23 protein-coding genes and 1 tRNA gene are annotated in these 22030 nt (G+C 36.8%); 7 read left to right on the top strand and 17 right to left on the bottom strand.

All coding sequences use genetic code 11. The features are described 5' to 3' along the window. Positions 1 to 82: 82 nt before the first annotated feature. The 15 genes from ADH31_RS04490 to ADH31_RS04420 all read right to left on the bottom strand — a co-directional run bounded on the left by ADH31_RS04490 (position 83) and on the right by ADH31_RS04420 (position 15193). Positions 83 to 1849: an ABC transporter ATP-binding protein gene (locus ADH31_RS04490; protein ID WP_049509193.1), complete on the bottom strand. Its 1767-nt coding sequence runs from the start codon at positions 1847 to 1849 to the stop codon at positions 83 to 85. A 1-nt stretch (position 1850) separates the two neighbouring features. After that, the gene (locus ADH31_RS04485; protein ID WP_049509192.1) at positions 1851 to 3557 is read right to left on the bottom strand and encodes an ABC transporter ATP-binding protein; all 1707 of its coding nucleotides are present in this window, start codon (positions 3555 to 3557) and stop codon (positions 1851 to 1853) included. A 191-nt stretch (positions 3558 to 3748) separates the two neighbouring features. Next, a complete protein-coding gene (locus tag ADH31_RS04480) occupies positions 3749 to 4450 on the bottom strand; it encodes a histidine phosphatase family protein (protein WP_049509191.1) in 702 nt (233 codons plus the stop codon). Between the two features lie 109 nt (positions 4451 to 4559). Beyond that, positions 4560 to 4994 carry a competence type IV pilus minor pilin ComGG gene (gene comGG, locus ADH31_RS04475; protein WP_049509190.1) on the bottom strand — a complete coding sequence of 145 codons (435 nt, stop codon included), beginning with the start codon at positions 4992 to 4994 and terminating at the stop codon, positions 4560 to 4562. Next, complete coding sequence (gene comGF / locus ADH31_RS04470) at positions 4972 to 5433, bottom strand: competence type IV pilus minor pilin ComGF (RefSeq protein ID WP_049509189.1); 462 nt, start codon at positions 5431 to 5433, stop codon at positions 4972 to 4974. Before comGF ends, comGG begins: the two co-directional genes overlap by 23 nt. Continuing rightward, on the bottom strand, positions 5396 to 5698 hold the full coding sequence (comGE, locus tag ADH31_RS04465; protein ID WP_049509188.1) for a competence type IV pilus minor pilin ComGE: 303 nt from the start codon (positions 5696 to 5698) through the stop codon (positions 5396 to 5398). Before comGE ends, comGF begins: the two co-directional genes overlap by 38 nt. Continuing rightward, the gene (gene comGD, locus ADH31_RS04460; RefSeq protein WP_049509187.1) at positions 5661 to 6095 is read right to left on the bottom strand and encodes a competence type IV pilus minor pilin ComGD; all 435 of its coding nucleotides are present in this window, start codon (positions 6093 to 6095) and stop codon (positions 5661 to 5663) included. Before comGD ends, comGE begins: the two co-directional genes overlap by 38 nt. Beyond that, complete coding sequence (gene comGC / locus ADH31_RS04455) at positions 6058 to 6381, bottom strand: competence type IV pilus major pilin ComGC (RefSeq protein ID WP_049509186.1); 324 nt, start codon at positions 6379 to 6381, stop codon at positions 6058 to 6060. The genes comGD and comGC overlap by 38 nt, the downstream gene beginning before the upstream one ends. Further along, the gene (gene comGB / locus ADH31_RS04450) at positions 6382 to 7425 is read right to left on the bottom strand and encodes a competence type IV pilus assembly protein ComGB (RefSeq protein WP_080980066.1); all 1044 of its coding nucleotides are present in this window, start codon (positions 7423 to 7425) and stop codon (positions 6382 to 6384) included. It lies immediately after the preceding gene. Next, on the bottom strand, positions 7346 to 8287 hold the full coding sequence (gene comGA, locus ADH31_RS04445) for a competence type IV pilus ATPase ComGA (protein WP_049509184.1): 942 nt from the start codon (positions 8285 to 8287) through the stop codon (positions 7346 to 7348). Before comGA ends, comGB begins: the two co-directional genes overlap by 80 nt. Positions 8288 to 8346: 59 nt before the next feature. Beyond that, entirely contained in the window at positions 8347 to 8724 is a 378-nt protein-coding gene (locus ADH31_RS04440) for a DUF1033 family protein (RefSeq protein ID WP_007555701.1), read from the bottom strand. 137 nt (positions 8725 to 8861) lie between these two features. Continuing rightward, positions 8862 to 9920, bottom strand: a complete 1059-nt coding sequence (locus tag ADH31_RS04435) for a zinc-dependent alcohol dehydrogenase family protein (RefSeq protein ID WP_000649456.1) — start codon at positions 9918 to 9920, stop codon at positions 8862 to 8864. Positions 9921 to 10059: 139 nt separating this feature from the next. After that, positions 10060 to 11211 (bottom strand): N-acetylglucosamine-6-phosphate deacetylase, encoded by a 1152-nt coding sequence (gene nagA, locus ADH31_RS04430; RefSeq protein WP_049509183.1) that lies wholly within the window; start codon positions 11209 to 11211, stop codon positions 10060 to 10062. Positions 11212 to 11695: 484 nt separating this feature from the next. Beyond that, complete coding sequence (locus tag ADH31_RS04425; protein ID WP_049509182.1) at positions 11696 to 12337, bottom strand: hypothetical protein; 642 nt, start codon at positions 12335 to 12337, stop codon at positions 11696 to 11698. Between the two features lie 3 nt (positions 12338 to 12340). Then, positions 12341 to 15193, bottom strand: a complete 2853-nt coding sequence (locus ADH31_RS04420; protein WP_049509181.1) for an SEC10/PgrA surface exclusion domain-containing protein — start codon at positions 15191 to 15193, stop codon at positions 12341 to 12343. A gap of 171 nt (positions 15194 to 15364) precedes the next feature. Here ADH31_RS04420 and ADH31_RS04415 point away from each other — a divergent pair, with 171 nt between their 5' ends. Beyond that, the gene (locus ADH31_RS04415) at positions 15365 to 15703 is read left to right on the top strand and encodes a helix-turn-helix domain-containing protein (protein WP_049509180.1); all 339 of its coding nucleotides are present in this window, start codon (positions 15365 to 15367) and stop codon (positions 15701 to 15703) included. 7 nt (positions 15704 to 15710) lie between these two features. On the opposite strand, the gene ADH31_RS04410 is transcribed toward ADH31_RS04415, so the two are convergent. Beyond that, on the bottom strand, positions 15711 to 16757 hold the full coding sequence (locus ADH31_RS04410) for a hypothetical protein (RefSeq protein WP_049509179.1): 1047 nt from the start codon (positions 16755 to 16757) through the stop codon (positions 15711 to 15713). A 201-nt stretch (positions 16758 to 16958) separates the two neighbouring features. Between ADH31_RS04410 and ADH31_RS04405 the strand changes: the two genes are divergently transcribed. The 6 genes from ADH31_RS04405 (at position 16959) to ADH31_RS04380 (ending at position 21825) form a co-directional block, all read left to right on the top strand. Then, positions 16959 to 17378: a hypothetical protein gene (locus tag ADH31_RS04405; RefSeq protein WP_049509178.1), complete on the top strand. Its 420-nt coding sequence runs from the start codon at positions 16959 to 16961 to the stop codon at positions 17376 to 17378. 13 nt (positions 17379 to 17391) lie between these two features. Then, the gene (locus ADH31_RS04400; RefSeq protein WP_049509177.1) at positions 17392 to 17631 is read left to right on the top strand and encodes a hypothetical protein; all 240 of its coding nucleotides are present in this window, start codon (positions 17392 to 17394) and stop codon (positions 17629 to 17631) included. Then, positions 17628 to 19049 (top strand): FtsK/SpoIIIE domain-containing protein, encoded by a 1422-nt coding sequence (locus tag ADH31_RS04395; RefSeq protein WP_049509176.1) that lies wholly within the window; start codon positions 17628 to 17630, stop codon positions 19047 to 19049. The genes ADH31_RS04400 and ADH31_RS04395 overlap by 4 nt, the downstream gene beginning before the upstream one ends. Positions 19050 to 19141: 92 nt before the next feature. After that, a complete protein-coding gene (locus tag ADH31_RS04390) occupies positions 19142 to 20272 on the top strand; it encodes a replication initiation factor domain-containing protein (RefSeq protein WP_049509175.1) in 1131 nt (376 codons plus the stop codon). Positions 20273 to 20292: 20 nt separating this feature from the next. Then, positions 20293 to 20631, top strand: a complete 339-nt coding sequence (locus ADH31_RS04385; protein ID WP_049509174.1) for a DUF771 domain-containing protein — start codon at positions 20293 to 20295, stop codon at positions 20629 to 20631. A 51-nt stretch (positions 20632 to 20682) separates the two neighbouring features. Continuing rightward, positions 20683 to 21825 (top strand): tyrosine-type recombinase/integrase, encoded by a 1143-nt coding sequence (locus ADH31_RS04380; RefSeq protein WP_049509173.1) that lies wholly within the window; start codon positions 20683 to 20685, stop codon positions 21823 to 21825. Positions 21826 to 21895: 70 nt separating this feature from the next. On the opposite strand, the gene ADH31_RS04375 is transcribed toward ADH31_RS04380, so the two are convergent. Continuing rightward, positions 21896 to 21979 (bottom strand) — tRNA-Leu (locus tag ADH31_RS04375). Positions 21980 to 22030 lie beyond the last annotated feature (51 nt).

Here is a 22030-nt window from a genome sequence, read left to right as displayed (position 1 = left end):
TTGTGGATAGAACTGACGAAGTCAGTAACACATATACGGCAAGGGGACGCTGACGTGGTTTGAATTTGATTTTCGAAGAGTATTATTCAAAGACAAATTGATTATGGTACAGTTCGGAGTAAAACCCTCCAAGCTTGAGTAATTCGTGATGGTTTCCTTGTTCAATAACTTCACCGTCCTTAAGGACAATAATCTGATCGGCATTGAGAATAGTTTTTAAGCGGTGAGCAATTACAAAACTAGTTCTTCCAGCTACAATTGCTTCCATGGCATTTTGAATCTTACTTTCTGTTACAGTATCAACATTTGATGTTGCCTCATCCAAGATTAAGACCTGTGGATCTGTCATCAAGGTACGAGCAATAGAAATCAACTGCTTCTGACCAGTCGAGAAGACACTCTGGTCATCATCTATCAATGTATCATACTTGTCTGGCAGACTTTCGATATATTCATGGATATGCGTGGCCTTGGCTGCTGCTTCGACCATTTCCTGACTGGCATCTGGCACACCAAATCGAATATTGTCCCGAATAGTTCCACTAAACAAAACAGAATCCTGTAGAACAATTCCCACCTTGCTTCGCAAACTATCCAAGTCAAATTCTCGGATATCTCTACCATCAAAGCTGATACTGCCTGCATCCACATCATAAAAACGATTGATCAAGTTCATGATGGTTGTTTTCCCTGAACCTGTCGGACCAACAACCGCAATCATTTTCCCTTTTGGAGCTGAGATGCTGACATCTTTCAAAATGGGTTTTCCTGGCAAGTAGGAGAAGTCTACGTTACGAATCTCCACACCCTCTTTTAATTCGTTAAAGATTGGAGCATCTTGAGGACGAATTTCTTCTTCTGCATCAAACATTTCTTGGATACGGTCTGCACCTGTAAAGGCCAGTTGCAAACTTCCCCAACTCGCCGCTAATTGGATAATGGGCTGGTAATACTGTTGCGAAAACTGAGTAAACATGACAATCAAACCAAGTGCAGTTGCTGTCTCGATGTTCTTATCATTCAGTAAGACAGCTGAACCAACAAAAATAACTACTGCTGTATTGACCAAGCTCATCCCGTTCATAACAGGGAAAAGAATTCCTGAGAACATTCTTCCCTTGAAAGTGGCTTTTCGAACCCGTTCATTCTGCTCGACAAAACCAGCAATCACATCTTCTTGAATGCCTTGAACAATAACGGCTTTTTGTCCAGAGATACTCTCATCCATATAAGCATTGAGCTTCCCAACTTCCTTTTGTTGGAGGTTTGTATATTTCCGCGCTAGCTTCAGGATAAAGAACAACATGATAACAGCTATTGGAGTGCTGGCAATTGTGATTAAAGCCAAGGTGACATTTTTTGCGAACATGACAATCAGCAAGCCAATATAAAGGGCAATATTGGTCATGACAGACACAAGGCTTTCATTAAAAGCTTGGAGAATATTATCCAAATCACTAGTAAAACGTGACAGGATATCACCATCTTGATGGCGGTCAAAGAAAGAAACTGTCAAGCGAGAAAGCTTGCCAAAAAGTCCCTTACGCATCTCATTTGTCGATTCGGCAATAATGCGGCTCATCAAGACCATATAGATGAGACTAGAAACTACTAAAACAATCAAAATATAGGCAAGATTGATTAGGAGTCCCAATAGACTTTGCCAAACCATATCTGGATTTCCATTTTGATAGGCTTTAACCAAATTAGCCAGTTCTGTGACTGTTTGACCTGCAAACACTGGAAAGAGGGCTTGTGCTACCGTTGCAATGATAATCATAGCAATGACAACGATAAAGGATATCTTGTAAACTTTAAAATAGTTCCAAAAAAATTCAAATGTCTTCATCCTACTCCTCCTTTCCTTTTTGCGTTTCGTAAATTTCACGATAAACTGGGTTTGTTGCAACCAAGTCAGCATGCTTACCTTGACCAATCAAACGCCCTTGGTCAAGCACTAAAATTTTATCCGCATGAACAACAGAGCTAATTTTTTGCGCTATGATAATCGTAGTCATACCCTTCAAGTCCTTGTTGAGGGCTTCTTGAACCAAGCGTTCTGATTTGGCATCAAGGGCAGAGGTTGAATCATCGAAAATCAATATTTTAGGATTGCTGACAATCCCACGCGCAATAGACATTCTTTGTTTTTGTCCACCAGAAAAGTTGGTCCCACGTTCTTCAACCGGACTTTCAAAGGCTAAGTCCATACGACTAATAAATTCACTCGCCTGGGCGATACGAGCCGCGCGTTCCATCTCTGAAACTGTCGCATCTCCCTTTCCTTGTCTGAGATTATCTGCGATGGTTCCACTAAAGAGAATGGCTCTTTGTAGGACGATAGAGACTGTCTTGCGAAGCGTCCCTTCACTAACTGTACGAATGTCCTTTCCGCCAATTTTGATCGAACCTTGCTGAGGATCAAACAGTCGTGGAATCAACTGAGCCAAGGTTGATTTCCCTGCACCAGTTGCTCCAACAACCCCAACCATCTCACCAGCTGCGATATCAAATGATACATCTTTTAGGATAGGTTCTTCATCATTTGGATAGGTGAAGGTCACATTTTCAAAACTGAGACTTCCTTCTAATTCTTCATCTTCCACATCCTTGAAGGTCATAGCCGGTTCTGTATCCAGGATTTCACGAATACGACGGAGGGAAATCATGGCACGAGTAACTGAGTTCCCCAAAAATCCAACCATAACGATAGTAAAGATAATCTGACTCAGATAGTTCACAAAGGAAGCAATGGAACCAACGACTGATGGATCTGACTCTGCCATACCTGCTACAAGCCAGATTGAAAGAAAGACAGCACCGTAAGAAATCAACATCATTGCAGGTTGAACAATAGAAAAAGCATAGCCGATATAAAGGTTTTCTCCCAGCAACTCATCTGACACTTGCGTAAACTTATTAAACTGATCTTTCTCTCGAACAAAAGATTTGACCACGCGCACACCACGTAAATTTTCTTTTGCAATAGCATTGATACGCTCTAATAAGGTCTGGAATTTTGCAAAGCGAGGCCCCATCATTCCCATCATAAGACCCGTCATAGCAACAATCAGAACGACCATAAGAACTAGTACCCACCACAGAGAAGGTAAGGTCGCGACTGCTAGAATAAAGGAACCGATAAACAAAAGCGGTAGTCGAAAGAGAATTTGAAAGGTCATCATGACTACGTTCTGGATTTGGTTGATATCATTGGTCATACGAACAACAAGGTTCCCTGCATTAAATTTCTCAATATTAGCGTATGAAAAAGTTTGAATCTTACGAAAGGCATCTTCCCGTAAGTCTGACGAAACTCCCTGAGCAATGTAGGCTGCTAATACAACATTAATTCCACCTGCGACTAGACCAATCAAGGCAACAAGGATTAACCAAAAACCGATACTATAAATAGCCTTATTATCCCCTGTTAGCAAGGCCTCTAAAACTTCCTGTAAATAACGTGGTTGCAGGAGTGAACTCGCGACCATTAATCCTGTCATAACCAAGGAAGCCAGAGCCTGCCATTTATAGGTTTTCATTTTCTGAAACAGCATATTTCCCCCTTATAAGATAGATAAAAGGGAACGACAGCTCTGTCAGTCCCTTCTTATGCTTTCATGTTGATGCTATTCTAACAAAAAAGAATGCTATTGTCAAAGCACTCAGCTCTCGCAAGCTTGTACAATGACGACATCAGCATTCTATTGAATCATCTAAAACATCTTCTAATTTAAGTAGAGAATTTTTATTGTTCTGAACTAGCTTGCTCTTCTAGTTTAGCTCGTCCAATTTCACGGTAGCTACGGTCGCCAACAATCTTGACCGAGAACTGACCATCTTGGTACTCGAGAATCGTCACACTTCCATTATCAAGGCCATGCGGATGCATTCCGTTGATTAGATAGACAATGGTTCCGATTGTCATTCCATGGCTAACTACCAGAGCGTTTCCTCCGCCATTAGCTTCCATTTCCTTGGCAATGGCTTCAAAACCTTCCCAGATGCGACCACTTAGTTTTTCCCAGCCTTCAGCCCAGCCTGCTGTATCCACTTCTACCAAGCCTTCAGCTAGCTCCGCGTAGGATAAACGATGCACATGGTCGACATTAAAAATACGCGGAATAATCCCCATAAAAAGGTCTCCATCATAAGCACCATCAAAACTACCAAAGCACCATTCACGGATTCGCTTATCCATACGATAAGGAATTTGCCCTGTTAAACCTAGTTCCTCAAGGATAATTCCCATAGTCTGAATAGTCCGCCCAGAGTCGCTTGAATAAGCACGCTCAAACCTTAAGCCAGACTCACGCAAGCCAATCCCCAATTCATGAATGCCTCGTTCCCCTTCAGCTGTCAGTGGAGTATCACTCCAACCTTGAGCACGCCCAATCGTATTAAACATTGTTTTTCCATGACGCACTAGATACAATTTTACACTTGACATATTCTGTCCTCCATATGTATCTATTATAGCATGATTTCAGACAAAAACCTTGTCCTAACCCACTGAGTCCAACATCACCACTTCAACTAGATTTTACAAATCTGATAATCTATGTCTTATCATTCTGAGAAGGAGCAACTTTAGATGGCTCGGTGGCCTCTTTTTTAACCTCTTCTTTTTTCTTCTCGCTTTCTTCTTTTGACTTTTTTTCTGTTTTCTTCGTCTTATCGTCGGTCTTTTTCAAAGGTGGAAAACGAAATTCAAATTGATTTTTCCCGGTGTCAACAATCGCTGTAAATCCCTTTTGGTCATTACGATAAGTTGCCTTTCCTGCATTAAATGACTGCTGACCACTCTCAGAACTAGCTTTTTCATAGGTTCTCTTAGCCATTGCAAAGGCAAGGAGTTTTTCTTTATTCAGTGCATAATCCTGATGATGAGCCACTTGTCGATTCAGATAAAACTGTAACAAGAGACTAAAAATTCCAGCAATAGTAACCGCGTAAAGGAGAACTCCAGCCCTAACTTTTTTCTTTTTCCACACGATAGATAAACTCCCTCTCTAACCCCTTTTCAAACTGAAAATTAAAATGAACATTTTGCCCGTTTTGGTAAATATGAGCTAATTTCAGACCGTAAACCATCGGCTGGTAGCCACGTCCACTGGCATCTGTTTTTCGAAAATCATTTGACTTTGATTTTCCCATGGAAATGGGGTTCCCATCCTGTTTGAGGTAAAGTCTATCATTCTCTACTTTTTCAAATTGGGCTCGATTCAGCTCTGCTTCCAGCTGATCCACAAATAAGAGCCATTCTTTTTGCTCACTTTTCTGCTGGTAGCGAACTTCTGAAACCAAGAGTTGGCTCATAGATTGAAAAAGAAGTAAACTCCCACTAATCACAATAAGAGCAACCAGGGATTCTAAAAGAGTAAACGCTCTGACTCTACTTATCTTGAATCGCCAGTAATTTTTCAGTTCCATAATACACCTCCAAACCTCGCTCATTCGAGACAACATGAACTGTAAGCCCATTGACAGTCAACTGCTTTTGTCCAGTCTGCAAAGCCATACGAGCCACACGCAAAACTTCTTCCTGTTCTAAGAGTCTTGCTTCCTGTCGTCTACTTTCTTGAATCTGCCCTAACAAGAGGGTTGCAATACTGGCAAAAATAGCTAGTGAAATCACTGCCTCCAGTAAAATAACCGCCTTAATTTTTTGCTTCTTGAATACGTTTAATCTTTCCATTTCCTAGATATAGTTGGTAGCGAACTACTTCTTTCCTTGTTTGAAATCTCACACTTGCAAGAGACGAATTTCCTCCAGCCTTATCAAAGGTGATTGACTGATTGGACTGTAGTTGAATCCCTTTAGGGATGGCTAATTTCTGATAGCCATTTCCAATACTTCTCTCTTCCAAAATCAAGTTGATCTTCTGCTGACTAGCCAGACTTCGCTTCTGGGTTTCCCGATAAAGTTCCTCAAACTCCATAAAGAAAATCTGTTCTTCCACACACGCAAAAGTGGATTGAACCGAACTTGACAAACCCAGAGCTAACAGGCTGACTATCCCTAAGACCAATAGACTTTCTAGCATGGTAAAAGCCCTAATCCGCAACTGTTTGACTTGTCTTTTGTTTTGCATGGTATTCCTTATAGGCTTTTGCTTGCTCAGCAGTGATGCGTCCATCTGCCTCTAGTTTACTTAGACTAGCATCCTCATTTTTATCTAGAGTATAGAGTTCAGCTTGGCTTTCTACCACCTTGACGACTGCTGCTTTCCCCTTATCATTCACTGCATCCTTTTGCTTAGTTAGGTTTGGCACAAACAGTAAGAGTAGGACGCTAATGATGAGCAATACGACTAGCATTTCTACCAGTGTAAAAGCTTTTGCCTTGCCTTCTTTTAATTTCATCAACATTTTTTTCATCTAAAAATTTACCTCCATATTTTGATACATAGGCAGCAACATAGCTGCGTACAATAAAACGATTAGCAGAGCTACAAAAATAAAGACCAGGGGTTGAACTAAGTTCATCGTACGATTAACTAGAGTAAAGAATGACTCCCAAGTTTTCTCTGCATAGATTTCCAATTCGCTTCCCAACTTGGATTTGACCTCTCCATATTCAATGATTAAACCCAACTCTCTTCTAAAGAAAGGATAATCCTGCACAACCATAGAAAATTCATGCCCATTTTGCAAGGACAGGGATAAATCATGTCCGATTTCCTTAAAAAGAGGATTTCCTTGCTCCTGCATCATCTGAAAAATCTGTGATAGCTCCAGACCTTGACCAATCATATTGCCCCATTCCCGAGCATAATAGGCCGTCAGATAATATTGAATAAACACACCTAGAAAGGGGATTCTAGCTAGAAAAGAAAAGACTTGTATCTTCCTAGATTTTCTGTAAAAAATCAATCCTGTTAAAGATGCAAGACCTAGTGCTAGAACAAGTCCAAGAAAAATCTGTGGTAAGTTGCTAATCACTAAAGTAGCTATATTACTACTATCCAGTTGGGGCAAGAGATAATTTCGCAACCCCAACATAATGAGCAGTAAGAAAGCTAACAAAATGATTGGATAGGTCGCAACTTCGATTAACTTTTTCTTGACCTTAGCAAGATTATCTAGATACTCCTCAATTTTCCCTAAACTCAAATGAAGATTCCCATGAACTTCAGCCAAGGAAAGTTGCGTGACAATTGAACTTGAAAAACCTAAAGTCCCCATCATTTCCGAGAAGGATTTTCCCTGCGAGAGTCCTAGACGCATCTGCGATACATATTCCTTTTCCAACAAGAGACTTCTATCTAGAAAGGAAATGATTTCTACCAGATGAAAACCACTGGAAAATAAATTGTTAAAAAGAGTGATGATTTTCTTCTGCTTACTGGTAGCTAATTTTCTCCGTTTCAGCTTGAAGGGCAGTGATATGTCCTTCTTTAAGAAGCTGGTCAATTTGTCCATTCCACTTTTCTGCCTGGTGTTCTTGGTAATTTTTGTTTGCAAAATCAATAATTCCTCCTCCCCCGATTAGTCTCTGGTAGCAAACACCTTGTAAAACAACTGCAAGTTCATCTTCACTAACACCAAGTTCTAAGAGGCGCTCATAAACCCCACGAACACTCTTGGCATGGATTGTCGAGAATACCGTGGCACCTGTCAGACTAGCTCGTACAACGGCACGGGCTGTTTCGCTATCTCGAATTTCTCCAATGATTAAAAGATCTGGACGATGTCGTAGGGAAAGTTTGATCAAGTTCTCATAGCTAAGTCCGATAGCTTCATTGAGCTGTAATTGTAGCATCTCTTCCTGCTTAATTTCTACTGGATCTTCAATGGACATGACCTGTTGTCCCTTAAACAATGACTTAGCTAATTCATGCATCAAAGTAGTTTTACCACTTCCTACGGGTCCTGCAAAAAGATAAAGCCCGCGTTGCCTAAAGCCCTTTTCCAGTTCCATAAGGTCCTGAAACCAGAAGCGCAACTCTTGTTCTTGATCATGCAAAAGCCGGATTACTAGACTCTCATGACCACGATAATCTCCTACTGTCGATAAGCGTAGTGAAGAAACCTTTCCATCATGCTGATAATCACAGGACCCAAGCTGACTACGACGCTTTTCTCCAACATTCATCCCCGCAATAAATTTAAAGTGACTAATGACAGCCCCCAACTTTTCAAAGTCATAGGTGTTAATCAAATGTCTCTCATCTCCAACTCGCATATGTAGCTCATAAGTCTTTTCTTTAGGAACAAAATAAATGTCCTGAGCTCCCTGTTTTTTGGCCAGTGTAATCAATTCTTGTGCAAGTATTTGTACCATATCTTCCTCCTCATTCTTATTATTCGAAGAAAATATAAAAAAAAGAAGAAACAACGTCATTAAAAAGTTGTTTCTTCTTTTTTTATGCGACAAGTACGGTGGATTTCTAAACCAGTCTGCTTTTCGTAACCAGGTCTAAATTTTTCATCAGGAATGACTTGACCATCTTCCAACAAAGCCAAGGAATGATATTGCTGAAGGAATTCATCGCATTCTTCACACCAGCGTTTATCTTCTGGATCCCAAAAAATAGTCATCAAGTCTCCTCTACTTTTGTAAAGGGGAATTTCCTTTTCTAACTCAAACCAACAAGACTTATAATATTTCAAGGCGTCATAATAGTTATCAAATTTTTTGCTCGCAATGACGTCGTCTTCCCAGCCTTCTATAAACCACCACGGTTCAAAATCTCCGTACATTTTTATAACTCGATACATAGTTTAACTTCCTTTGTACCGTATATTATAGCGAAATTTTGAGAACAATGAAAGAATTTTGCTCATTTTCACGAATTATATAACATTTTCAAAAAATCCAGCTATTCAAAAACGAATGACTGGATTTAAAAACAAGATTAACCTTCTGAAATATCGTTTTCAATGATCACTTTAATCGCATGATGATCGGCGGCCTTACTAAATACTTCATAAGCCTTTTCTATTTCACTAAGTTTGAAATAATGAGTTACCAATTTTTCTGGTTCAATTTTATGACTTTCTAAGGCTTTCAAAAGCTGAGGAGTTGTATTAGTAGAAACCAATCCAGTAGTCACGTTAATGTTCCGAATCCAAAGAGTGTCCAAATCAAACTGAACTGGTTTACCATGCACACCACAGTTGGCTACTGTTCCATCTACACCGATAATTTTTTGACAGAGATCAAACGTTGCAGGAATTCCTACCGCCTCAATAGCGACATCTACACCTCGACCATCTGTCAAATCATAAATTTCTTGAATTGCCTTTTCAGGGTCTGAAGAATTAATCTTATGAGTAGCACCGAAAGAAACTGCAGTATCCAAGCGGTTATCGTCTAGGTCCACCATAATCAATTTAGCTGGAGAATAGAATTGTGCCGTCAAGAGAGCTGCCAATCCAACTGGCCCTGAACCAACGATAGCTACACTACAACCAGGCTCAACTTTCCCTTTTAAGACACCAATTTCATAGCCAGTTGGCAAGATATCAGATAACATAACCAAAGCTTCATCAGACAAGTCAGCTGGAGTATGATAAAGAGTATTATCAGCATGAGGCACACGAAGATATTCTGCTTGCATACCGTCAATCAAATGTCCAAAAATCCATCCACCCTCGTCTTCACAGTGAGCATAGATTCCTTTTTTACAATAGTAACACTTGCCACATGCACAAACGCAAGAAATCAAAACCTTATCACCTTTTTTGAAGTTTGAAACTCCTGCTCCAACTTCCTCTACAATACCAATTCCTTCATGTCCTAGGATTGTTCCACTCTTACAAGCGGGAACATCCCCTTTAATAATATGAAGGTCAGTACCACAAATAGTAGTCTTAACGATACGCACAATAGCATCTGTTGGCTTGCGAATAACTGGTTTGTCTACATCAACAAATGACGCAAGGCCTGGTTTAACGTAAGTATAAGCTTTCATAAGCAATCCTCCGCTTTTTTATTTGTATTATTTATATCATAATTGTAAGCCTTCCCAATACAAAAATCAAGTAATTTGTGAAAGAAATAACAAATTTATTTAAAAAAAGAAGAAACGAAAATCGTTTCTACTTTTTAGATTATGCTTGATAACGTTTTTCACCATCTAGATAAGTTGCTACTAATTCCAAATCTTTATCTAACACGATAAAGTCAGCATCGTAGCCTTCACGAATTTGTCCACAGACGTCATCGATATGAACTGATTTAGCTGGGTTCAGACTAGCCATCATGACTGCCTCATGAGGATTTGCAATTCCCCACTCAACGACATTTTTCAAACCATCTTTAAGTTTGAGAATGGATCCTGCCAAGTTACCTGTAGATTTAAGGCGAGCAGTTCCATTTGCAACTACAACCGGAAATTCACCTAACATATAATCTCCATCTTGCAAACCACCTGCTGTCATACAGTCAGTGATAAGGGCAATATTTTCAGTTCCCTTTTGTTTAAGAAGAATTTCGCAAGCCTTAGGATCCACGTGATGACCATCACAAATCAATTCTGCATAAGTATGTGGTAACTCATACATAGCACCAACCATTCCAAGTTCGCGGTGTGTTAAGCCACGCATTCCATTATAGGCGTGAACCCATACACTAGCTCCGGCATCAACAGCTTTTTTAGCTTCATCAAATGTAGCATTAGAGTGACCCAGAGCAACAGTTACACCTTCACCAGTAATAGTACGTACAAAGTCCTCAACCCCATCACGTTCAGGTGCAAGAGCAATTTTATTAAGAAGACCATTAGCAGCCTTCTGCCAAGCGCGGAACTCATCCATACGTGGATCTTTCATATAAGCAGGATTTTGAGCCCCCTTAAATTCTTCGGTGAAGTAAGGTCCTTCAAAATAAATACCACGAATCTTAGCACCAGATGCTTCTTGATAGCGTGCACCAATGTTTTCAGTAACAGCCAGCAATTGTTCGTATGATGAAGTTAGTGTAGTTGGTAGGAAACTAGTAACACCTGTGCTAAGAAGACCTTCACTCATCGTATGAAGTGTACCTTCGATATTATTATCCATAACATCGACACCACCAAAACCGTGAATGTGTGTATCAACGAGACCAGGTGCGATGCTATAACCAGAATAATCTAAAATTTCAGCATCCCCAGAAATCTCTTCAACATGCTTACCAAACTTACCATCAATAAGTTCCAAATAACCTCCACGACGAATACCATGTGGATAGAAAAATTGATCAGCTTTAATATACTTAGGCATAATGATAACCTCCTTAAGAAATAATCTACTATTTATTATGTCAATTACATTATAAACCTTTCAAAACAATTTGTAAATGGTATAGACCTTTTTTAGTGAAATTTTAATAAATTATTCAACAAAAAAACAAGGTCCAAAAACCTTGTCTTTAATACTATACCGGCGGCCAACAAACTAGCGTTAAAATAAGTTAAAATAAATAACCAAGAAACGATTAAATCAAGATATTATCACACGCTAATTAGTATTGAAATTGAGGAAATTGACCAGTGGTTGACCAAATAAATTTTAAACTTTTGCTTTAATTTTATAGCCTTGGAATTTAATAATCACAATTTTTTATACATAGTTCAATACCGTGTTCGGCACAATCGGTATAGTCCAATATTCATTCTCAAAAATGGTCTAAATAGCGTAGTCTTTTAAACTATTTTTGTGAATCCAAAAAATCTTCCTATTTATAATAAGAAGATTTTTTATTTAATTACAGTCCATGCTTATAATTAAATGCATGTGCTTCAATTTCTTCAATTGTGTCTGGGAAACGTTGTACCAGTCTAGCATTTAATAATTTTCTTAGACTTTCTTGTTGTGTTAATTCTCCCATCTCTAAAGCATGTCTTACATACTCTCTAACTTTCCAGTATTGTTTAGCATCTTCTATCAATAGTTTTTCAAATTTTTTAGGTCGTATGAATATTAATCTTACAACAAAAACAAATGCTGAAAAACTTAGCACTGTGCCAATATCTGACAACCCAATTGGTACACTTAATAACCAAATAATAAAAACTGTAAATAATGGATGTCTTTTAATAAAGTTTACTAATTTCTCTGTATTAAATTCTTTCGTTAGATGTTGAATATCCTTTTGCAATACTGAAACATTTATTACACTAGCTTTTTCAGGAAAAGGGTAGTCTTTAGCTCTTAAATGACCATCGACTTCTAAATGACATAAATCTTCACGTACAATAGGGTCAAAAAATCTAGCTTGATAAGTTTTAAACTTTGTAGCCGCTCTCTCTTCTGCTGCTGACAATGTTTTCTGAATACCTATTTTTGTCGCTGCATGGCCTAAAGTTAAGCCAGAGCTAACTTTTAGTGAGTCTGTAAATAATCCCATTTTTTATTTTCCTTGTCTTCTTTTTAATGCAATTCCTAGTCCTGATAGAATTGCTAAAACAAATAATGTTAAGTTACTTTCTTTCGTTCCAGTATTTGGTAATGTTTTTGCGCGTTCTACTCGTGAATAAGTTGGCTTATCTGATACTTGTTGCTGACTTGTATAAGTCTGACCTTTTGTGATAACATTTCCTTTATTATCGATAGTAACGTTTTTATCACTTGCATAATCTTTATTTGATTTATCATTTTTGGCTTGTGGACGATCAACGTTAACTGGTTTTTCATAAGTAGCTGGTTTTGTTTCACGTACAACAACATTCCCTTGTGCATCCAACGTAACTTCTTTACCTGCATCAAGAGCTTTCTTCAATTCGTCAACATTGGCAGTAGGAAGTTCTTCAGCAACTGGTGCATCTTTAGGGATAGCAACGATTGTTCCGTCAGGAAGTTGTTTAACAGTGCTATCTTTAGCATCTTCCTTAACGAGTGCATCAAGATTCAATTCAGGAAGCACTTCAGCAACTGGTGCATCTTTAGGGATAGCAATTACTGTTCCGTCAGGAAGTGTTGCAACAACGTTTTCTTGAGCTTTCTCTGCAAGGTCAACGAGTTTAGCATATGTTGCTTCAAGTTCTGCAAGTTTAGCTTCTTCAGCTTTTTGTGCAGTCAACAAGTTTTCAAGCTTAGACTGTGCCATTTCTAGGTCAGATTTAGCGAGTTCCAATTTGACACTAACAGCTGTTCGAGCTTGTTTCGCATTTGCTAGAGCAACAGGTGCGTCCAAATATGCTTGCAAGGTTTCAGCCAATTCTTTAGCTTCTTTAACAAGAGCATCTTTTTCAGCAAGAAGTTTTGTAACTTGTTTGTTCAAGTTGTCTAGTTTAGTTTCTTGGTCTTCAAGTTTGGCTGAAGCATTTTCAAGAGCTTGTGACGCAATTGTTTGAACAGTTTTAGCTTCTTTAAGTGCATCTTGAGCTTTTTCAAGAGCAGATTTCTTGTCAGCTAGACTTGCTGAGAAGTTAGCGACTGCTTCACTTGCTTGAGTTTCACGTTTCTTAGCATTTTCAAGAGCAATGTTTGCTAAACGTAGGTTGTTTTCAGCAACTTGAGCTTGGAGTGGCGTAGCCATTGCGTCAGCCAAGACTTTTTCAGCTTCAGTTTTCAAGCTAAGTGCGCTTGCGTAATCAGTTGAAGCTGTTGTCAAAGCATTTTTAGCATTTTCTGATGCAGTTTTAGCTTGTTCAAGGTTTGATTCAGCTGTTGCGACTGCTTTTTCAAGAGTTGCGATGTCTGTTTTGTCTTCGATGACTGTATCGTTGTCGAAGTTATAGAAACTTCCGAATGTTGTAATCATCCAATATTGACCATTGATGTTAGCAACAGTTAGAGCAACAGTTTTGCTGTTTTCATTAGACAAGTTGTTACGTAGGTGCTCCCATTTAGATGGTTCATCTTCGAATGAAGATAGTTCAAATGAACGTTTTACACCATATTTTAAGTCATACATTGTTTTAAAATCATGTCCGTCACCAAACGGTGTTAGATTTTCTAGTCCACCTGGGATATGACCAGCAACATTTGGGTCAAGAGCACGTTCTTCATATTTCTTAGCAACTGATTTTGAATGTTCTAAGATTTTTTGTGTAGTTTGAACGTTTTTGCTTGGATTTTGACCGAAATTATGTTTCAACTGAGTTACAAGTTTAGCATAGAACTGGCTAATTTCTACCAATTGGTCATCAGTTAAGTTATTTAAATCGATTGAACGATTTTTATCAGCTTCACTGATTTTGATAGTTGATGCGCTAGACATTTGAACAGCCATACCGCGCATAACACGTCGAGTTGTTTCGTTATCATTTGCTCGCCACAATTCGTAAGCATCTTTGTATGTGATATCGTTTGATTTTGCACCAATTTTATCACGGAGATTATCAGAGATGTGGAAAGTTGGATTTTGGATATTTACAATATCAACATTTTTGAGTGCATCTTGAGCTTTAGTAAGTTCAGTTTGTGCATCTTCCAATTTAGCTTCTACTGATTCAGCATGTTGGTTAGCTGTTGCCAATTTTTCTTTTGCCAATTTGACAGCATCATTTTTAGTATTTACATCAGTTTCAGCTGATTTGATAGCATCTTCACGTGCTTCATCAGCTTTTTTTGCTGTCTTGAAAGCATCTTCAGCTTCAGCGACTGTAGCTTCAGCGCCTTTAACGCCTTTTTGAGCGTCTTTCAAGTCGTTTTCAGCATTTGCAAGTCCAGTTCCGTCAAGTGCAGATTCTGCATTTGCGACTGTTTGTTCAGCTGTTTGGACATCTTTTTCAGCTTGGTCAAGATTTTCTTTAGCTGTTGCCACGTCTGATTGCTTTTCAGCAAGAACAGTAGTCTCAGCTTTGATTTGTTCGTTTGTAGCTTCAGTTGCTTTTTGGTTATTAGTTTGCGCTTCAAGGTTCTTAGCTTGAGCATCTTTGACTTGAGCAACTTTTGCAGGTGTTACTTGAGAAGCAATTGCTTCAGCATCGTTAACAGCTTTATCTGCATTAGAATATTCTGTTTCAATTGAAGCAACAGTAGCTTCTTTTTCTTTTACATCAGCTTTAGCTGTATCAATCTTAGCTTCAGCTTCTTTTACAACAGCTTTTTGAGCGTTAAGAGCAGGTTTTACTGTAGAAGGCGCAGGAACTTCACTCTTTTCAAGTGGTTTCACTTGTGACTTAGCAACAAGAGCAGGTTCATTGACAGCAGTGTCAGTAGGTACTGAAGTCGCTTGAGCTTCTTGCGCAAATGCAGGCGCACCAACTGATGCAAGCGCAATAGCTGTTGAAGTGGTTAGGGTTTGTAGTTTTTTCATCAATTTCTCCTTTAAAAACTAATAAAGTGAGCTTATTTTTATAGTTTTACTACACTATTTTATCATTATATGGTGTAATATTCAACACTTATATAATATACAAGTGTAATTTGTACTACTTATTATTTATAATTTTTATCTTTAAAATAATATTAGGTAAAGGTAAAAACTATGAATCAAAACAACTTACAAACATTTATTGCAAAAAGAATTAGATATTTACGATTGACAAAAGGGCTTAGCCAAGAAAAACTTTCCGAACTGGCTGGCCTAGGCTCGAAACACATCCACAACATAGAAAATGAAAAATATAATTTTCAAATACAAACGTTAAACAAGATCATCACAGCTCTTGAAGTAGATGAAAAATCATTTTTTAATTTTGAGTTCCCAGAAAAGAGTGAAGAAATTGAAAATATTATCAATCAACTTGAACAAATACCAGAACCACAAAAAACAGATATAATTGATGCAATAGCAACCTTATTGAATAACATAAACAACCGCTAAGAAAATCTTAGCGGTTTATTTTTATCCCAAAATTATCCTCTAAATTACTTAGAAAATCCTCTCTCCAAAAAGAGTCATTTATAGTCTTGTAAAATTCGACTAAATACCGTTTAAATGAAATTTCAGTTATAACTCTATTTTTATTTTGTTCTTCAATCTTTTCTTTATACTTGTTAATCTGATACTTTTCAAATTCATATATTTTATTTGAAAGAGAAGAAATCACGTTCTTGTTTTCTTGATTCATATAAATTTTTTTAAACTTATTGAAAGATTTTTCAAAATTAAAAGGTGGTATAAATTCTTGATTCTTTAACTTATTATAAAATTCTTCTACTTCTTTTAATCTACTATTGTAAGCATCCAATGACAATTCTGGTGCTACAGACTGTAATATTTCTGTACGCCCCCTAACATCCTCTAATAGTTCACCTACTTTTTCAGCTTGTTCAATGCATAATTTCTGATTTTCAAACCAATCTTCTTTTAATCTTCGTTCAAATTCTTCTAATAAAGTATTTATAGTTAACTCAAAATTAGTCTCCAACATTTCTTCATTCAATAGTTGCTTAATTGTTGAACTAGTACGTGGCTGAATGCGAAAAATTTTAATCGGTAGTTGACGTCTTTCAATCTCCAATTTTAATGAGAAAAGATAATCTTCACTCATTAAATACGCAGGCTTGCCAGAATTTTTAAACTCTTCTCTAATTTTGGCTTCTGGTGTTTTAAAACCTTGCCGTTGTAATTGCTTCACTAGCTTATCTTCTTTTTTATAGAGATTATCCCAACTCGAGAGAATTTTGGGATTTTTCCCAAATTTTGGAAATACATATAAAGTTTCAACTACCTCATCGCCTTGAAAATTTATGTATGATTCAATTATATGTTCTCCCTCTGAAAGTTGCTTATATTGGCCTAGTACATCTTTTTTCAAAATATCACGAATTTGTTTTTCAGTTATATCCATATAGAATTCTTTTTCTATTCTTCCGCTAGGATAACTTCTAATATAATCCAAAGCTTCTTTTACATTATAATATTTTTCTTTCAATATAATGTCCTCCTTATCGCTATTTTCAGCTTATCAAATAAAATCTCCTAATGCAAATTTTTTTATTTTTTTCCCTTTTGGTGTATTTGACGATTGTAATTTTTAATCGTGATACACTTGAAATGTAAATAACGAACGTTCAAATATTTACAAGAAAGAATTAACAGAAAGTACTAGCTCTTAGCTAGTTTGGTAACAAATATGAATAATAACTTAGTTCAAACAGGATTGTTTGGAAGCAACTCAAAACAAACAGGCGATTCAATTGTAAACGACCGTCGCACTGCTCCAGCTCTTAATAACATTTCTACATGTGTTGCTGTAAGTGTTACTGAGCCACAGCCATTCTTCCCAATCGTCGGTTTTGAAAAAAATACTAATGGTAAAAACGCCCCTGTATTCTCAGACAAATCAATCGGTTACGAAGTGTTTCTTTCAATGCCAAGGGATGATGGTTCTGTTAAACTGATTAGTCTTGTTGTTCCTACGATAGAGATTGCGAACAAGATTCAGTTCAGACATTTGTATCAGTTAGTCAACCCACGTGGTCGCTATAAGTTCAAAAGTTTCGATGTTATAGAAGTCTGGGCTGAAGATGTTAAAGAAGTTAGTTTAAAGTAGAAAGGAAATAGATATGAAAGATATTTCTAAAGAATTAGATGATTTAACAGCTTTAGACCTGCCTATCGAACTTCGTAGAATTTTAGCAATTTACATTAATTCTGAAGTCCAAGGGCGAGTTTCATCTTTTGTTAATTTGAGTTTAGTCTATTCAAATGGTCGTTACACTGATTTCATTCGTGCATACATGTATTTTGAGCTCATGCGTCGCAAAATGTTAACAGAGATGCAAGAAATATGTAGGTATTTATGATTAGATACAGATTAAATAAAAATACAGGTCATTTAATACCTTCATTCCCTAATGTTGTAACTCTACTCCAAATTTTTGGAGTTGGGTTACTATTTTGTGGTGGTATTATTCGATGGCTACTATTTAAAGGAACAGAGATTGGTATTTTTAGAAGTGAAGCGCAGTTTGGTTTGAATTTAATAGTGATTGGAATAGCTGTCTTGCTTTTTACGAATCTTGTTTTGCTGGTTCGGTTTGTTTTAAGGCTATCAAAAATTGGGGCAATATCTTTATACTATCAGCTAAGATTGATAGAACGACAGACACACAAAGGGCTGTTGGATTCAGCAACTGCTAATCGCAAAGTTGGTAGCAAATTTATCGATGTTAGTAAAGCGCATGCTGACTTTGAGAAGTCAAGCAGGCGCATCACGGTAAAAATCAAAAAGTTAGCTGACCAAACTACAGACGATTTGGAAAAGTTTGCGGAAATGTTATCAGCTTGTTTAGTGGGTAAAAATCGTTCACTCATTGTTTTAGATTATTGGTTAAGTGAAGATAATACAGAGTTCATTTACTTATTAGATGATATTGTAGAAGCTAGAGCAAGACAGCTCAAGCCAAGAGACATAATTGAGTTAAGACCTGACAACGATTTTGAAATAACAGTTGAAAAAGGCTTAACCTTTTCATTCTTACGTTCTCCTCAAATTTTATTGGTTGGAAATACAAATTCTTCTAAAACAACTTTTTTAAAATCTATGCTTGCACAAGTATTCTTGTTCAGTGAAGATGTTGATTTAACAATCTTAGATGTAAAATCTGAGTTCAGCTCATGGGATTTTCTACCAGTTGGGGCTATTTTATCAGACAGTGAAGCTATTTTAGCATATTTTGAAGAATTGTTGGAATTAGTTATTAAACGTGAAAAAGAAATTGCGAAATTGTCAGCACGTGATGATATTACTGGCGCAACTTTTGTGAATTTCGGTAAAGAGATGAAGATGAAGCTATGTATTATCGAAGAATATTCAGCAATGATTTCAAGTATTACAGATAACAAGATGAGAAAAAGGGTTCAAGATTTGGTCTTGTCTATCGTTTCACGTTCTCGCTCGAGTGGTGTCTATATCTGTATCTGCATGCAACAACCAAGGGCAGAGCTTTTGAGTACAGCGGTACGAGATAATTTAGGTGTTCGTATTTGTTTATCAAACGGAGCTATTACAGACGAATTAGCTAGAATGGTCTTTGGAGAAACTGACAATATTGATAATCATGCGCCCAGGTTTTCTGGGTATATCATGACTACTGATGGACAGTTCAGCAAACCACGGAAATTTTGGAACATTAATCTACACGAACACGGTTTGGAAAAGATTAGTACATTTAAACAAGCGTTTTTATACGGTCAGAGATTAAGAAAAAAGCGTAAATAATGGGGTACTAGCATTCATGGGGGTCGAGTAATGACCCCCATCCCACCCCTCACGGGGTTAACTACAATATAATTAAAAGGAGTTATTTTACTATGATTCAATGTGACGTTGATGAAATTTCATTTGTATTTTTACCAGAGTATAACGAAATGATGTCTAATTATGAGGCATTTGCTTTGGATATTTGTTCAAAAATTGATGAATTATTGAAATTAGAAAAGTACACGGTTAATTACAAGCTAAATGAAAAAGGCTTTGCAGGATACAGTTATATTATCAATTTTGATGAATTTGAAATTTTGTTATGTTTTAACACTGACAGCCCACGAATGGGAGTGCTTCTCAAATTCTCGGGTCAAGGTTTGAAACATTACTTGAAACGACGCGAAGAAGATAATCAAAAAATTTCGTATCGCCAATTAGTTCAAAAATTTTTTGAATTAGAAAATTATTTTAGCGGTAGTTGTAGAGTTTCAAAAATTGATTTTGCGATTGATTTTATAGATGAAGGTTTGAAAGTGAATCAGATTCACCAGGAGTTAAACAAGTCAATAATAAAATCAAAATACGTTGATAGTTTTACAAATACAATCAAATTGAGAAAGAATCAGTCAAATATCAGTACGTTCAATACAAACAATAGAGTAGAAACAATTTACGTTGGTAGCAAAGCAAACAAAGGAAACTCTCTACTATTACGAATTTATGATAAAAAATTGGAGCAGGAGAAAAAGAAGGGCATCTTTTATTCTGAAGCATTGAAATGCGATGATTGGGTGCGATTTGAAATGTCAATTAGGCAGGGTTACGCTAATCAAACTGGTCTAGATATTTTAAAATGTAGAAACGATAAAGAACTATCGAGCCTAATTTTTCAACGATTTACTGACAAATATTTATTTTTCAAAAATGATGAATTATGGGATATTTCAAAGGTTATGCTGGAATACGTTTCGACTGATTTTGATTTATTGAGGTCAAAACCAAGAAGAAAAAATGATTTATTATCTACCTATATTTACTTATTGAAAAACAGCGGTTTAGAATCATTTCTATACAAGATTGATAAAATTTACGGTAAAGAAGCAATTCAGGAATTTTTCAAGCATGTTTTGATTCATTTCAAAACAAAGTACAAACCCTCACCAGACACGATCATTTTTCTAAATAATAAAAAAGATGAACTAATGAAAGAAAAAGAGCCGTGGAAAATATTCAAGTAAGAGAACGAGAGGAAATGTATATGACGGATAAAATCTCAATTAAAATAGAAAATTTGGAAGTAAATCTTCCTCAAACACACATTATAGTAGAGAAAGATGAATATCTTGACTTGAAAAACAAGGCTTCACAGGGGCAATACATGAGTCTATCAGAGGTTTTAGAGATGGTTTCAGTCTCTCGGCCTTGGCTACTCGAACATGTTCTTTATCAGCCTGATATTCGCTCAAAAATCGATATTGATAAAAACAGAGATGGGTTTGTGAAATATCCAGACAATCAGGGCGGACGGTACTACTTCTTAGCCAGCAAAACGAAACAATTTTTTGAAGAAAACTTTGCAGAAATCTTTAGTTTATGATACGATAATCAAGATAATATCTTGGTTATCGTCTTTTAGGAAGAGGTAATCATGTCAGTTTCATTCAGAAAACGAGGTAAAAAGAATTTATGGGATTATAGAATTTTTGATAAAAATAAAAAGGTAGTTGCTTCAAATTCAGGCTTTAAGACAAAAAGAGAAGCTGAAATTGAAGCGTTAGCTCTTGAGTTAAAATTGCTTAATGGTGCAATAATTGATAAAAATATTACATTCTATGCTCTATGGGAAAAGTGGCTAGAATTAACAGTTAAACCACTCGGAAAAGCAGAAGCTACATTTAATAAACATTTATTGCGTGGTAAGTTTATCAAAGATTATTTTAAAGATAAACCAGCATTAAAAATCAAAGCGAGCGAATATCAAGCATTTATTAATAAGTACGCTGAAACAAATTGTCGTGACAATGTAAGTAGAATGAATGCGGAAATTAGGAATGTTATTGTATTTGCGAAAAGAGATAAGCTTAATATCGAAGATTTTACTGAAGGGGTTATTCTTTCAGGACGACCTCCAAAGAAGCGAAGAGATGAAAAATATATTCATAGCTTTGATGACTATCAAAAACTAGTAACATATTTAGAAAACAATCTTGATTTAACTACTTCTATAGTTCCGTATTTATTGTTGATTCAACTGAAAACAGGAATGCGTGCAGGAGAAGTTGCAGGTCTCACCTGGGATTGTGTATTGTGGGAAAGTTCAGAAATCAAAACTTATAGACGATATGATACAGCAAGAAAACGTTGGGCAAACCCAAAAACAGAAGAATCAGTCCGTACTATACCAATTGATAATGATACTTTAACTATTCTAAAAAAATTAAAACAAGAACAAACTGTATTCATTGAAAACGGAACAATTACAAATAACGAAAATATGATTTTAGTAGATTTAAATTATAAGATTGTAACAAATTCAGGAATCAATAAGCATCTAAAGCAAATTTTAAAAGATTTGAAAATTTATCCGCAGAATATGACAAGTACAGGTCTGAGACACACGTATTGTTCAACTATGCTAGCAATGGGTGTTGATATTTGGGCAGTTTCAAAGTTAATGGGGCATCGAGATATTAAACAAATAACTGAAACTTATGGACATCTTATAAAAGAAAAAGCAGATATTGAAAATAACAAAGTTCGTGCAGTTTTGACGAGTTTAGTTAAAAAATAGAATTATTGACCAAAAGTTGACCAAAATAAAAAGAAACATTGATTTAACAACGTTTCTTAATACTATATTATACCGGCGGCCGGGGTCGAACCGGCACGTCCTTGCGGACACTGGATTTTGAGTCCAGCGCGTCTGCCAATTCCGCCACGCCGGCAAATAGTAACTGGGGTAGCTGGATTCGAACCAACGCATGAGGGAGTCAAAG

This window comes from Streptococcus pseudopneumoniae, assembly GCF_001072375.1.
Taxonomy (GTDB): Bacteria; Bacillota; Bacilli; order Lactobacillales; family Streptococcaceae; genus Streptococcus; species Streptococcus pseudopneumoniae_L.
Note: the sequence above shows the minus strand (reverse complement) of the source record. Positions and strands in the feature narration are given on the sequence as shown.

Excerpts from the sequence above, each read along its gene's own strand:
- ADH31_RS04420 (WP_049509181.1), bottom strand. The coding sequence starts at position 15,193 with ATGAAAAAACTACAAACCCTAACCACTTCAACAGCTATTGCGCTTGCA.
- ADH31_RS04380 (WP_049509173.1), top strand. The coding sequence starts at position 20,683 with ATGTCAGTTTCATTCAGAAAACGAGGTAAAAAGAATTTATGGGATTAT.
- ADH31_RS04415 (WP_049509180.1), top strand. The coding sequence starts at position 15,365 with ATGAATCAAAACAACTTACAAACATTTATTGCAAAAAGAATTAGATAT.
- ADH31_RS04405 (WP_049509178.1), top strand. The coding sequence starts at position 16,959 with ATGAATAATAACTTAGTTCAAACAGGATTGTTTGGAAGCAACTCAAAA.
- nagA (WP_049509183.1), bottom strand. The coding sequence starts at position 11,211 with ATGCCTAAGTATATTAAAGCTGATCAATTTTTCTATCCACATGGTATT.
- comGB (WP_080980066.1), bottom strand. The coding sequence starts at position 7,425 with ATGGACAAATTGACCAGCTTCTTAAAGAAGGACATATCACTGCCCTTC.
- ADH31_RS04435 (WP_000649456.1), bottom strand. The coding sequence starts at position 9,920 with ATGAAAGCTTATACTTACGTTAAACCAGGCCTTGCGTCATTTGTTGAT.
- comGE (WP_049509188.1), bottom strand. The coding sequence starts at position 5,698 with ATGGAAAGATTAAACGTATTCAAGAAGCAAAAAATTAAGGCGGTTATT.
- ADH31_RS04395 (WP_049509176.1), top strand. The coding sequence starts at position 17,628 with ATGATTAGATACAGATTAAATAAAAATACAGGTCATTTAATACCTTCA.
- ADH31_RS04390 (WP_049509175.1), top strand. The coding sequence starts at position 19,142 with ATGATTCAATGTGACGTTGATGAAATTTCATTTGTATTTTTACCAGAG.
- ADH31_RS04400 (WP_049509177.1), top strand. The coding sequence starts at position 17,392 with ATGAAAGATATTTCTAAAGAATTAGATGATTTAACAGCTTTAGACCTG.
- comGF (WP_049509189.1), bottom strand. The coding sequence starts at position 5,433 with ATGGAACTGAAAAATTACTGGCGATTCAAGATAAGTAGAGTCAGAGCG.
- ADH31_RS04440 (WP_007555701.1), bottom strand. The coding sequence starts at position 8,724 with ATGTATCGAGTTATAAAAATGTACGGAGATTTTGAACCGTGGTGGTTT.
- comGD (WP_049509187.1), bottom strand. The coding sequence starts at position 6,095 with ATGCAAAACAAAAGACAAGTCAAACAGTTGCGGATTAGGGCTTTTACC.
- comGC (WP_049509186.1), bottom strand. The coding sequence starts at position 6,381 with ATGAAAAAAATGTTGATGAAATTAAAAGAAGGCAAGGCAAAAGCTTTT.
- ADH31_RS04385 (WP_049509174.1), top strand. The coding sequence starts at position 20,293 with ATGACGGATAAAATCTCAATTAAAATAGAAAATTTGGAAGTAAATCTT.
- ADH31_RS04425 (WP_049509182.1), bottom strand. The coding sequence starts at position 12,337 with ATGGGATTATTTACAGACTCACTAAAAGTTAGCTCTGGCTTAACTTTA.
- ADH31_RS04490 (WP_049509193.1), bottom strand. The coding sequence starts at position 1,849 with ATGAAGACATTTGAATTTTTTTGGAACTATTTTAAAGTTTACAAGATA.
- ADH31_RS04480 (WP_049509191.1), bottom strand. The coding sequence starts at position 4,450 with ATGTCAAGTGTAAAATTGTATCTAGTGCGTCATGGAAAAACAATGTTT.
- comGA (WP_049509184.1), bottom strand. The coding sequence starts at position 8,287 with ATGGTACAAATACTTGCACAAGAATTGATTACACTGGCCAAAAAACAG.
- ADH31_RS04485 (WP_049509192.1), bottom strand. The coding sequence starts at position 3,557 with ATGCTGTTTCAGAAAATGAAAACCTATAAATGGCAGGCTCTGGCTTCC.